General features: G+C 69.7%; 11 protein-coding genes. 6 read left to right on the top strand and 5 right to left on the bottom strand.

Annotation, left to right across the window (positions count from 1 at the left end; genetic code table 11):
- The first annotated feature begins 258 nt into the window (after positions 1-258).
- Positions 259-1,620 carry a pectate lyase family protein gene (locus tag ACFYP0_RS24540; RefSeq protein WP_356976973.1) on the top strand — a complete coding sequence of 454 codons (1,362 nt, stop codon included), beginning with the start codon at positions 259-261 and terminating at the stop codon, positions 1,618-1,620.
- A gap of 39 nt (positions 1,621-1,659) precedes the next feature.
- Here the strand turns inward: ACFYP0_RS24540 and miaB are convergent, their stop codons facing one another.
- The gene (miaB, locus tag ACFYP0_RS24535) at positions 1,660-3,153 is read right to left on the bottom strand and encodes a tRNA (N6-isopentenyl adenosine(37)-C2)-methylthiotransferase MiaB (RefSeq protein ID WP_355501949.1); all 1,494 of its coding nucleotides are present in this window, start codon (positions 3,151-3,153) and stop codon (positions 1,660-1,662) included.
- 238 nt (positions 3,154-3,391) lie between these two features.
- On the opposite strand from miaB, the gene ACFYP0_RS24530 reads away from it, so the two are divergent.
- Positions 3,392-3,640: a DUF2277 family protein gene (locus tag ACFYP0_RS24530; protein WP_355581361.1), complete on the top strand. Its 249-nt coding sequence runs from the start codon at positions 3,392-3,394 to the stop codon at positions 3,638-3,640.
- Positions 3,641-3,688: 48 nt separating this feature from the next.
- Here the strand turns inward: ACFYP0_RS24530 and ACFYP0_RS24525 are convergent, their stop codons facing one another.
- Both ACFYP0_RS24525 and selD read right to left on the bottom strand, forming a co-directional pair.
- Positions 3,689-4,168, bottom strand: coding sequence for a hypothetical protein (locus ACFYP0_RS24525; protein WP_091400520.1), 480 nt, complete (start codon positions 4,166-4,168; stop codon positions 3,689-3,691).
- Between the two features lie 230 nt (positions 4,169-4,398).
- Positions 4,399-5,388 carry a selenide, water dikinase SelD gene (selD, locus tag ACFYP0_RS24520; protein WP_356976970.1) on the bottom strand — a complete coding sequence of 330 codons (990 nt, stop codon included), beginning with the start codon at positions 5,386-5,388 and terminating at the stop codon, positions 4,399-4,401.
- Between the two features lie 195 nt (positions 5,389-5,583).
- Between selD and ACFYP0_RS24515 the strand changes: the two genes are divergently transcribed.
- From ACFYP0_RS24515 to ACFYP0_RS24500, 4 genes are read left to right on the top strand one after another with little or no spacing between them, the layout of a single operon-like run.
- Positions 5,584-6,339, top strand: a complete 756-nt coding sequence (locus ACFYP0_RS24515) for an amino acid ABC transporter ATP-binding protein (RefSeq protein ID WP_088946762.1) — start codon at positions 5,584-5,586, stop codon at positions 6,337-6,339.
- A gap of 56 nt (positions 6,340-6,395) precedes the next feature.
- The gene (locus ACFYP0_RS24510; RefSeq protein ID WP_124860133.1) at positions 6,396-7,271 is read left to right on the top strand and encodes a glutamate ABC transporter substrate-binding protein; all 876 of its coding nucleotides are present in this window, start codon (positions 6,396-6,398) and stop codon (positions 7,269-7,271) included.
- 41 nt (positions 7,272-7,312) lie between these two features.
- Positions 7,313-8,020: an amino acid ABC transporter permease gene (locus ACFYP0_RS24505; RefSeq protein ID WP_112586661.1), complete on the top strand. Its 708-nt coding sequence runs from the start codon at positions 7,313-7,315 to the stop codon at positions 8,018-8,020.
- Positions 8,017-8,994, top strand: coding sequence for an amino acid ABC transporter permease (locus tag ACFYP0_RS24500; protein ID WP_356976967.1), 978 nt, complete (start codon positions 8,017-8,019; stop codon positions 8,992-8,994). The genes ACFYP0_RS24505 and ACFYP0_RS24500 overlap by 4 nt, the downstream gene beginning before the upstream one ends.
- Positions 8,995-9,093: 99 nt before the next feature.
- Here ACFYP0_RS24500 and rny read toward each other — a convergent pair whose 3' ends face one another.
- On the bottom strand, positions 9,094-10,860 hold the full coding sequence (rny, locus tag ACFYP0_RS24495; protein WP_356976965.1) for a ribonuclease Y: 1,767 nt from the start codon (positions 10,858-10,860) through the stop codon (positions 9,094-9,096).
- A gap of 554 nt (positions 10,861-11,414) precedes the next feature.
- The gene (locus tag ACFYP0_RS24490) at positions 11,415-12,119 is read right to left on the bottom strand and encodes a 3-keto-5-aminohexanoate cleavage protein (RefSeq protein ID WP_386997682.1); all 705 of its coding nucleotides are present in this window, start codon (positions 12,117-12,119) and stop codon (positions 11,415-11,417) included.
- Positions 12,120-12,153 lie beyond the last annotated feature (34 nt).

The raw sequence follows: 12,153 nt of genomic DNA, 5'->3' as shown, positions 1-12,153 counted from the left end.
TCCACCGGGCGGCCGGTGTGCTGCTGCCGGGACGGCCGGTGCGCAGCGCATCGGCCGTCCCGGCCATTTACATTCAGAGTCTTCTATGTTTTTATCGGGAAAGCGCTTGCCTCTTTGTCGGTGAGCGCGAGCGCGGGAGCCGCTTTCCTTCACGAACCTGCACTGGCGGGCCCGAGGACCACTGGTCCCGGCCGAGATTCGCCGCCCACGGGCATGGGCGTCGCGACACCTCCGTCCGCCTCACCGAAAGGAAGCAGCATGCGCACAGGACGGCGTCGAATGACGCTGATCGCCACCACGGCCGCAGCCACCGCCACCCTGGTCACCGCCGGGCTGTTGACCTCCGTGTCCGCCCAGGCGGCCGCCGGCTGCCAGGTGGCCTACTCGGTCGCCAGCCAGTGGCCGGGCGGATTCACCGGCAACGTCACCGTCACCAACCTCGGCGACCCGGTCTCCGGGTGGACGCTGCGCTGGTCGTACGGGGCCGGCCAGCAGGTCAGCCAGGCGTGGGGCGCCACCGCCTCGCAGAGCGGCAGCCAGGTCTCCGCGACCAACGTCGACTACAACGGCAACCTGGCGACCAACGCCAGCGCCACATTCGGCTTCAACGCGAGTTGGAACAACTCCAGCAACCCGGCTCCGAGCAGCTTCAGCCTGAACAACGTCGCCTGCACCGGCAGCACCACACCGACCACCCCACCGCCGACCACCCCACCGCCGTCCACCCCGCCACCGTCGAGCACTCCCCCGCCCGGCCAGCAGCCGTCGGCGCTGGTCGGCTGGGCCACCCAGAACGGCGGCACCACAGGTGGCGGCAACGCCGCCACGACCACCGTCAGCAACGCCTCGGGCCTCACCAGCGCGCTGAACGCGACAGGCGCCGCAGTCATCCGGGTGACCGGGACGATCACCTGCTCGGGGATGCTGCGGGTTCGGTCCAACAAGACCATCATCGGTAACTACGGGGCGACGATCGTCGGCTGCGGGTTCAACGTCAGCGGCGACCGCAACGTGATCATCCGCAACCTGACCTTCCGCAACTGGAACGACGACGCGATCAACGTGCAGGAGTCGGCCACCAACATCTGGATCGACCACAACAGCTTCAGCAACGGGTACGACGGCGCCGTCGACATCAAGCGCGGCTCGGACTTCGTCACCGTCTCGTGGAACCGGGTCTTCAGCCACGACAAGACCATGCTGCTCGGTCACAGCGACGACAACGCCAGCCAGGACGTCGGTCACCTGCGGGTGAGCTACCACCACAACTGGTTCGACGGCAGCAACCAGCGCAACCCCCGGGTGCGCTTCGGCAACCCGGTGCACGTGTACAACAACTACTACCGGGCCAACGGCGGCTACGGCGTGGCGTCCACCGAGAACGCCGGCGTGCTCGTCGAGGGCAACTACTTCGAGAACGTCGACGACCCGTACCACCTCGGTGAGGGGGACTCGGGGCCCGGCAGCCTGGTCGCCCGCAACAACCACTTCGTCAACTCGCCGACCGGCCAGACCGGCGGCAGCGTTGCCAGCATCCCGTACTCCTACCAGCTGGACACCGCGAGCAACGTCAAGTCCATCGTGACGGCGGGCGCCGGCGCCGGCAAGATCACCGTCTGACCGCGGAGGGGCCCCTCAGCGAGGGGCCCCTCCGTGCGGTCAGTGGGTGGCGCAGCCAGCGGCGGGGGCAGCCACGACCGGCGGTGCGCCGATCGTCGGCAGACCGAGCAACACCCCAGGTGTACGCGGGGAGCGACCCGCCTCGGCCGCGTCACCGGCCCGGGTGCGACGGTGCGCCACCGGCGCTCCGTCGGCGTTCAGGTGGTGCGGGGCGGCGTACGTGACTGTGGTGTGCACGATGTCGCCCGGCCGGATCTGACCGGCGAGGGACTCCCCGTCGGCGGTCTCGGTCGCGAAGTGCACCAGTCGACCGTCGCGGGCCCGACCGGACATCCGGCCGGTCCGCTCGTCCTTGCGGCCCTCGCCGACCGCGACCAGCACCTCGACGGTCTCACCGACGAGGCGCTTGTTCTCCGCCCAGGTGATCTCCTCGACGCATGCGATCAACCGCTCGTAGCGTTCCTGCACGACCTGCTTGGGCAGCTGATCGTCCATGGTCGCGGCGGGGGTGCCGGGCCGCTTCGAGTACTGGAAGGTGAAGGCCGAGGAGAACCGGGCCTCCCGGACCACGTCCAGGGTGCGCTGGAAGTCGGCCTCGGTCTCACCGGGGAAGCCGACGATGATGTCGGTGGTGATCGCCGCGTCCGGCATCGCCGAGCGGACCTTCTCGATGATCCCCAGGTAGCGCTCGGAGCGGTAGGACCGGCGCATCGCCCGGAGCACGTCGTCGGAGCCGGACTGCAACGGCATGTGCAGCGAGTGGCAGACGTTCGGCGTCTCGGCCATCGCGGCGATCACGTCGTCGGTGAAGTCCTTCGGGTGCGGGCTGGTGAAGCGCACGCGTTCCAACCCGTCGATGTCGCCGCAGGCGCGCAGCAGCTTGCCGAACGCGTACCGGTCACCGAATTCCACACCGTACGAGTTGACGTTCTGCCCGAGCAGGGTCACCTCCAGCACACCCTCGTCGACCAGCGCGCGCACCTCGGAGAGGATGTCGCCGGGGCGCCGGTCCTTCTCCTTGCCGCGCAGCGCCGGCACGATGCAGAACGTGCAGGTGTTGTTGCACCCCACCGAGATCGACACCCAGCCGGCGTACGTGGACTCGCGGCGGGTGGGCAGCGTGGACGGGAAGACGTCGAGGGACTCCAGGATCTCCACCTCGGCGGCGGCGTTGTGCCGGGCCCGCTCCAACAGCACCGGCAGCGCGCCGATGTTGTGGGTGCCGAAGACGACGTCCACCCAGGGGGCCTTGCGGACGATGTCGCCCCGATCCTTCTGGGCGAGGCAGCCGCCGACCGCGATCTGCATCCCGGGGTGCTTGTCCTTGACCGGGCGCAGACGACCGAGGTTGCCGTAGAGCCGGTTGTCCGCATTTTCCCGCACCGCGCAGGTGTTGAAGACCACGATGTCCGGGGTGTCGTCGCCAGCGGGTGCACGCTCGTATCCCGCCTGCTCAAGCAGGCCGGAGATGCGTTCGGAGTCGTGCACGTTCATCTGGCAGCCGTACGTGACGACGTTGTAGGTCCTAGCCACCCTGTTGGTGCCCCTTCCCCTCGGGCTACCAGGGTAGCGGCCCGGTCCGGGGGGACCTCCGACCGGCGTTGTCCCGTCCTGCGGCGTTGGCCCACCGCCCCACGGTGAGGGTCAACGGCGGGCAGTTCACTGCGGCACAGAACGTATTTCTGGGCGATTCGGGGTCTTCGCGGAACAGGCAACAGCCCCAGCGATGTCATCGTTGGTCGAGTAGCGCACCAACCGAGGAGGAACCCACATGTGCCGGAGCATCAAGACGCTGCGTGAGCCGTTCACCCCGCAGGTGACCGACGCGGACGTCGAGGCGGCAGCGTTGCAGTACGTCCGGAAGATCTCTGGCTTCCGGGCGCCCGCCGCGCACAACGCCGCCGCGTTCGACGCAGCGGTGGCCGCCGTGGCCGAGGCGACGCGCACCCTGCTCGACCAACTGGTGGTGCGGGGTGCCGGATCGGGCACCACCGACCGGTCGGCCACCGCCGCCAACTGACCACCGCTGACCGTCACGGCACCCGGCCGGGCCTGACCCTGAAGAGGGTCAGGCCGCGGCGAGCGCCGGAGCGACAGTGTCAGGCGCCCAGCGCGAGCGGTGGCACTGCGACCAGCCCCGACAACCCGGGTCACCCAGCGAGCAGAGCCGCAGCCTGCTGAGCACCTCACCGTCCTCAGTGTCCCGCACGTCGAAGTGCACCGGACGGACCGTGCCGTCCGGAGCGACGAGCAGGTGCCGGCCCGCGTCGAGCGTGTCGTCGCGCAACAGGCAGTTGCGGCCCAGCAATCGGGCCAGTGCGGCGATGCTCGCGTGCTCGGAGAGCTGCTCGGGCACGCCGTAGCAGTCCACCACCGTCGCGAACTCGCCCGGCGCCTGCCAGACGTCACACACCACCGCGTACGCCGGCAGCCGCGCCGGGTCGGCCACCGCCAGCGGCATCACCACCCGACCAAGCGCTTCCGCCAGCGCCGGGTAGACCTCCACGGGTTGAGCCCCGTCGATTCTCCAGTTCCACAGCTCGGTCATTCCGCCTCCTCGCTGCGTTCGTCTCCACCGGCCTCCGGATCGGGCCTTACACACGATGGTGGGGGGCATTTGACCCCAGCCGGGGGCAAGTTACCGGTCTGTGACCATTCCGGGCAAAATTTCCCTGAGCCGCATTGCTCGGAGTAGCGGGAAGGTGACAGTTTATCGGGTATGGTGCGCCATTCGCGCCACCGGCCACCGCGTGTCCCGCCGCAGGTCGACGGTCCCGGTCAGCGCAGGACGACCCGATGCTCCCCCCGTGGCAGCAGCTCGCCCACCACCGGAGCGCCGGGCACCTCGCCGGCGACCAGCAGGCCACCGGAGGTCTGCGCGTCGGCAAGCAGGAGCCGCTCCGCCTCGTCCGCCGCGCCGAAGTCGGTCCACGGGGTCACCCACTCCAGGTTGCGCCGGCTGCCGCCGCTGACGAACCCGTCGCGCAGCGCTTCCCGCGCGCCGGCCAGATAGGGCACCCGGGCGGTGTCGATGGCCACCGTGACCTGGCTGGCCCGGGCCAGCTTCGAGGCGTGCCCGAGCAGCCCGAACCCGGTCACGTCGGTGCCGCACCGGATGCCGGCGGCGACCGCCGCGCGGGCGGCCCCCCGATTGAGTGCGCTCATCGTGGCCACCGCCTCCGGAAAGCTCTCCCCGGTCGCCTTGTGCCGGGTGTTCAGCACACCCACCCCGAGCGGCTTGGTCAGCGACAACGGCACCCCGGCCCGCCCGGCGTCGAGGGTGATCAGCTCCTCCGGTTTGACCGTTCCGGTGACCGCGAGACCGTACTTCGGGCCGTCGTCGTCCACGCTGTGCCCGCCGGCCAGGTGACAGCCGGCCTCCCGCGCCACGTCCTGGCCGCCGCGCAGCACCTCACGGGCCAACTCCAGCGGAAGCACGTCGCGCGGCCAGCAGAGCAGGTTGAGCGCCACCAGCGGGGTGCCGCCCATCGCGTACACGTCGGAGAGCGCGTTGGCCGCGGCGATCCGACCCCAGTCGTACGCGTCGTCGACCACCGGGGTGAAGAAGTCGGCGGTGCTGACCAGGCCGGTCCGCTCATCCAGGCGCACCACCGCCGCGTCGTCGCCGTGGTCCAACCCGACCAGCAACTCGGCGGTGCCGGTCGCCGGGCCGAGACCGGCAACCATGATCTCCAGCTCGCCCGGCGGGATCTTGCAGGCGCAGCCACCGCCGCGGGCGTACTTGGTCAACCGTACGGGTTCGGTCATCCACCAATGATCGCGACAAGGCGCCACGATCGCCACCGCGACCACCCATCCGGTGACCAAAATCGGACGCCCGAGAACGATCGTGACCGGTGTTACCGCTCCGTGACCCGCTGGGTTGCGTTCTGCCACATCAGGCCGCCTACAGTGGCCGCACCGGGGGTCAACCGACCCCGATCCGGGAGACGACAGGGGACGGTGGACGACGTGACGACGGGCGAACCGCTCATCGTGCTGGACGCGGTCAACAAGTGGTTCGGGCCGCTGCACGTGCTGGACGACGTCTCACTGTCGGTGGGTCGGGGCGAGGTGGTCGTGGTGATCGGCCCGTCCGGCTCCGGCAAGTCGACGCTGTGCCGCACGATCAACCGACTGGAACCGATCAACTCGGGCACCATCACCTTCGACGGTCAGCCGCTGCCGGCCGAGGGCAAGCCCCTCGCGAAGCTGCGCAGCGAGGTGGGCATGGTCTTCCAGTCGTTCAACCTCTTCGCGCACAAGACCATCCTGGAGAACGTCACCCTCGGCCCGATCAAGGTCCGCAAGGAGAAGCCGACCGCCGCCCGCGAGCGCGGCCTGGCCCTGCTGGACCGGGTCGGCATCGCCAACCAGGCGGACAAGTTCCCGGCCCAGCTCTCCGGTGGCCAGCAGCAGCGGGCGGCCATCGCCCGGGCGCTGGCCATGCAGCCCAAGGCGATGCTCTTCGACGAGCCGACCAGCGCCCTGGACCCGGAGATGGTCGGCGAGGTGCTCGACGTGATGACCTCGCTGGCCAGCGACGGCATGACGATGGTCGTGGTGACCCACGAGATGGGCTTCGCCCGGCACGCGGCGAACCGGGTCATCTTCATGGCCGACGGGCAACTGGTCGAGGACGCCCCACCGGCGGAGTTCTTCGCGAACCCGCGCAGCGAGCGGGCCCGAGACTTCCTCTCCAAGATCCTCACGCACTAGGCGTCCGTAGTGGAGCGCGCCGTACTCGGTGGGCTCCGTTGAAGAAGGAGAAGAGTATGCGTATCAAGCGCGTTGCGGCAGTCGCCGCGGTCGCCGCTCTGGCGCTCGGCCTCACCGCCTGTGGTGGCGACGAGGGCGGGGACACCGGTGCTGGCAGCAAGTCCTTCACCGCCGGCAGCACCATGGAGAAGCTGAACAAGGCCCAGAAGATCAAGGTCGGCACCAAGTTCGACCAGCCCGGCTTCGGCCTGAAGGGCCTCTCCGGCAAGCCGGAGGGCTTCGACGTCGAGATCGCCAAGATCATCGTCAAGGAGCTCGGCATCCCCGAGGACAAGATCGAGTGGGTCGAGGCCCCCTCGAAGGTCCGCGAGGACGTGATCGTCAACGGCACTGTCGACCTGGTCGCCGCGACGTACACGATCAACGACAAGCGCAAGGAGCGGATCGCCTTCGCAGGCCCGTACTACGAGGCCGGCCAGAACATCATGGTCAAGAAGGACGACACCACCATCACCGGTCCGGACTCGTTCAAGGACGGCACCAAGAAGGTCTGCTCGGTCACCGGCTCGACGCCGTTCGAGGAGATCAAGAAGTACGTCAAGGACGTCGCCACCCAGTTGGTGCCCTTCGACACCTACGACAAGTGCCGGGACGCCCTCAAGAGCGGCCAGGTCGACGCCGTCACCACGGACAACGTGATCCTGCTCGGCTACATCGCCAAGGACGAGGCGTCGTTCAAGCTGGCCGGCAGCAACTTCACCAAGGAGCCGTACGGCATCGGGGTGAAGAAGGAGGACGCGGACTTCCGCAGCTTCATCAACGACACGCTGGACAAGGCCGTCTCCGACGGCAGCTGGAAGAAGGCCTGGGACAACACCGCCGGCAAGTTCGGCGCGGAACTGGGTTCGGCGCCCACCATCAACCGCTACTGATCTGATCCTTCGATCTGGAGGGTGGGGAGGAACACCGACCCGTGAACGTGCTCATCGACAAGTTCGACGTCTTTGCGGGTGGTTTCTGGCTCACCCTCCAGATCTGCATTCTCGCCGCGATCGGTGCCCTCGTCCTGGGCGCCATCGTTGCGGTGCTGCGCATCTCACCGGTGCCGCCGCTCCGCGCGCTCGGCACCGGCTACGTGAACGTCTTCCGCAACATGCCGTTGACAGTGGTGATGTTCTTCGCCGCGTTCGGCCTGCCGGCGCTCGGCTCCAACGCGGACTTCCTCCGCATCCCGGTGCTCGACTCGCTGTTCACCCGGCTCGGCACCGACCTGCCGTACTTCCGGTTCGCGCTGATCGCCCTGGTGCTCTACACCGCGGCGTTCGTCTGCGAGGCGCTGCGGTCCGGGGTGAACGCGGTGCCCGCCGGCCAGGCGGAGGCGGCGCGGTCGCTAGGCCTGACCTTCGGGCAGAACCTGCGCTACGTGGTGCTGCCACAGTCCTGGAAAGCCTCGATCGTCCCGCTCGGTTCCGTGATCATCGCGATGATCAAGAATTCGGCGCTGGCCGGCTTCTTCGGGGTTGCCGGTGACCTGTCGGCCACGGCCGACCAGCTCACCGGGGCCGAGGGCTACGCCTTCGTCCCGGTCGCCATCGGCATCTCGATCGGCTACCTGATCATGACCGTGCCGCTCGGCGCCCTGCTGGACCGGATCGAGAAGCGACAGGCGGTGGCCCGATGAGTCAGCAGACCAGCGTCCTCTACGACGTCCCTGGCCCCCGGCAGCGGCGGATCACCCTGATCAGCAGCCTCGTCGCCGGCGTGGTCCTGCTCGTCGGCGCATACTTCCTGATCTACCGGCCCCTGGACGAGAATGGCCAGCTCTCGATGGAGCTGTGGGGCCCGCTGATCGACCCCTCCAACGAGAACTTCTCCCAGGTGTGGGAGCGGATCGGCCTCGGTTTCAAGAACACCCTGCTCGCCGCAGCCCTGGCCATCGTGGCTTCACTGGCGGTCGGAACGCTGCTGGCCGTGCTGCGGATCCAGCTCAAGAGCCTGATCCGACGACGCTTCACCGGCGTGGCGACGCCGGTGGCGTACCTGCTGCGCGGGCTGAGCAGGGTGCTGTCGGCGGTCACCCGGGTCTGCGTCGAGGTGTTCCGCGGCCTGCCCGTCGTGCTCACCATCTTCTTCGTGGCTCGCGGTTTCCCCGAGTTCGGCCTCTACTTCGACAACTTCTGGTACCTGGTCATCGGCCTCACCATCTACAACTCGGTGGTGATCGGCGAGATCCTCCGCTCCGGCATGGAGGGGCTGCCCGGCGGTCAGGCGGAGGCCGCCGCCGCCATCGGGCTCTCGCCGGCGCAGACCACCCGGATGATCCTGCTGCCACAGGCATTCCGGGTCATGCTGCCGGCACTGATCAGCCAGCTGGTCGTGGTGCTCAAGGACACCTCGCTGGGGTTCATCATCAGCTACGAGGAGACCCTGAACATCGGCAAGCAGCTCATCGGCGTGCTGAGCAACCCGATCCAGGTCTACGTCGTGATCGCCGTGCTCTTCATCGTGGTGAACTACTCGCTGTCGAAGCTCGCCCAGTACGTCCAACGGCGGCTCGCCCGCGGCCGCAAGACCGCCGGCACCCCGGCACAGAACCCGCCGGCGGCTGCCCTGATCTCCCAGGCCGGGGGCGGGGGCGGCGGCGGCGGCGCCTGAGCACGCGACACCGACCAGAAGCCCGAAGGCCGCCCCGAGCAATCCGGGGCGGCCTTCGGGCTTCTGCCAGCGTCCGTTGCCGACGGCCGTCGGTCTGACTCAGCGGGCGATCTCGGTGACCCGGGACTCGCGGACCACTGTGACCCGGATCTGACCCGGATAGGTCAGCTCCTCCTCGATCTGCTTGGCCACGTCGCGGGCCAGCACCGCCGCCCCGATGTCGTCGACGTCGTCCGGCTTGACCATCACCCGGATCTCCCGGCCGGCCTGCATGGCGAAGACCTTGTCCACGCCGAGCTTGCCCGCCGCGATCTCCTCGATCCGTTCCAGCCGCTTGACGTACGCCTCCAGGCTCTCCCGGCGCGCGCCCGGCCGACCACCGGAGCAGGCGTCGGAAGCCTGGGTGAGCACGGCCTCAATGGTCTGCGGGGGCACCTCGTTGTGGTGCGCCTCGATGGCGTGCACCACGTCCTCGTGTTCGCCGTACTTGCGGGCCAGGTCCGCGCCGATGATGGCGTGGCTGCCTTCCACCTCGTGGGTGAGCGCCTTGCCGATGTCGTGCAGGAACGCCGACCGTTTGATGATCGGCACGTCCAACCGCAGCTCGGCGGCCATGATGCCGGCGATGTGGGCGGTCTCGACCAGGTGCTTGAGCACGTTCTGCCCGTACGAGGTGCGGTAGCGCAGCCGGCCGAGCAGGGTCACCAGCTCCGGGTGGATCTCGGTGATGCCGACCTCGACCAGGGCGTCCTCGGCGGCGCGGAGACAGAGTTGCTCCACCTCCTGCCGGGCCAGGTCGTAGACCTCCTCGATCCGGTGCGGGTGGATGCGCCCGTCCAGGACCAGCTTCTCCAGGGTCACCCGGCCCACCTCGCGACGGACCGGGTCGAAGCAGGAGAGCAGCACCGCCTCGGGGGTGTCGTCGATGATCAGGTTGACGCCGGTCACCGACTCGAAGGCGCGGATGTTGCGCCCCTCCCGGCCGATGATCCGCCCCTTCATCTCGTCACCGGGGAGGTGCAGGACGCTGACCACGCTCTCCGCGGTCTGCTCGCTGGCGACCCGCTGGATCGCGTCCACCACGATGTGTCTGGCGCGCTGCTCGGCCGTGTTGCGCGCGTCGGACTCGATGTCCCGTACGAGTAGCGCCGCTTCCCGCTTGGCCTGCGTCTCGATGGCGTCGACCAACTCCAGTCGGGCGGACTCGGCGGTGAGCCCGGCGACCCGCTCCAGCTCCCGGCGGCGCAGCTCCTCCGACTCGGTCAGCTCGGCCTCCCGCTGGGCGAGCGCGGCCTCCCGGGCGGCGAGGGCAGCCTTCGCGGCGGTGAGCTGTCGCTCCCGCTCGGCGGACCGCTCCACCTCCTCGGTGTGCATCCGCTCCCGCTCGTCCATCCGAGCTGCCCGACGTTCCACCTCGGCGGCCTGCTCCCGGGTGGTGGCGGCGAGCACCGCGACCTCCCGCTCGCCGCTGCGCCGGGCTGCCGTCCGCAACTGTTCGGCGTCCGCCTCGGCCTGCTTGTGGGCGCGCTCCAGAACGGTGTCCGCCTCGGCCCGGGCGTCGTCGAGGACCCGCCGCGCCTCGGCGCGGGCCGCCTTCGCCTCGGCCTTCGCCGCCGCCGCCTCGGTACGGGCCGCGGCGGCCGCTGACTTCGCCACGTCGATCGTGCTGTTCGCCTGGTCGGCCGCGGTCCGCAGGGCCGCGAGGGACTGCTCCTGGCGGTCCTTCTCGGCGATGAAGGCGGGATCCTCCGGGGCCGGCGCGGCGCCCATCCGGCGCAGTGTCCGGATGCCGACCAGCACGGCCCCGATCACCACCACCGCGAGGACGAGGACGGCCGCGAGGAGCACGAGGTCGAACGCGTTCATGCCGGGACCCCGTCGGGTCTACCGGTGAACCTGTGCCGCCGCCCCGCCATGGCCGCCTCCCCTAACGTCGAGACCGCAGCGACCGTGCCGGGGGCACACTCCTGCGGCTGTGGACGCCCGACCGGAGCGGCTGGCCGTGGGTAGCTTTCTCCGCCGGCGGTGCCCGTGGGCAGCGTCGGCGACCGGGTGCAGTTGTCGCAGCGTTCCGGACCGGCCTGTCCGGAACTGCCGCCAAAGGCCGCGGAGTCGGCCAAAGTGATGCTGTTCTGTTACGCGATCTATGTTGTGCGCTTAGCCTGCGCTGGTCGGGCAATGTGAGCCTGTATGGCGAGGCTAGGTCGCCGGGGGTGCTCCGGTCAAGGACTCATGATCAAACCCCCCGAACGGAGAGAAGTTGAACCATCACCGCGCGCTGATATCACGTCGGACAGGAAGGGACAAACTCCGCGAGGTGTGCTGCCCCCTGGACGCGTCAGGCCTGCTCAGTGCCGTCCAAGGGGTCGTCGGACGGGGCCGACGACCGAGCGAGGTGTGACCCAACCGTCTAACCGACGTCAGCTGGCGCCGACCGCCACCGCTGCCGCGACCAACGCCGCATTGTCCGCGGCGGGCGAGCCGTCCGGCATGTACAGGGTGTCCTCGAGCCCGATTCGGGTGTGCAGACCCCGGCGTACCGCCTCGGCGAGGACCGGCCAGGTCGCCGGCCCCTCGGCATGCAGCAGCACCGACGGCGCGTCCGCCGGCAGCGCGGCGAGAACCCGGGAGGCGTCGGCCAACGCGACCGCCACGTCCTCGGCCATGCACTCGACCAGAACCCGCCCGGCCGGCACCCGCCACCTCCGGTACGCCGCGACCGCGTCGAGCGTCCACAGCCCTGCCTCGACGAGCACACCACGCTCATGCAGGGCAGCCGCGACCGCCTCGGCGCCAGGCTCGTGCGCGTTGACCGAGGCGAAGTCGGGCAGCACCGGCCAGGCCCGGACGGCGGCCACCCGGGCAGCCGGATCCGGCACGATCCAAGCTCCGGTGCTCACCCCCACCGGCAGCCCCGGCCGGGCGGTACGGATCGCCGTCAGCGCGTCAGCGATCACCGCCGGCCGCAGCGACTCGACGCCGGCCTCGTCCCGGGGATGGACGTGCACGGCCGCGACCCCGAGCGCCGCGCAGCGGGCCGCATCGGCGGCAAGCTCCGCCGCCGTGAGCGGCACGGCCGGATGGGCCTCCCGGCCGTGCCCACCGTTCAGACATGCCTTCAACATCGTGCCCGCACCTCCATCGGAAGTCGCAGCGGAC

The organism is Micromonospora arida, assembly GCF_042873195.1.
Lineage (GTDB): Bacteria > Actinomycetota > Actinomycetes > Mycobacteriales > Micromonosporaceae > Micromonospora > Micromonospora arida.
Note: the sequence above shows the minus strand (reverse complement) of the source record. Positions and strands in the feature narration are given on the sequence as shown.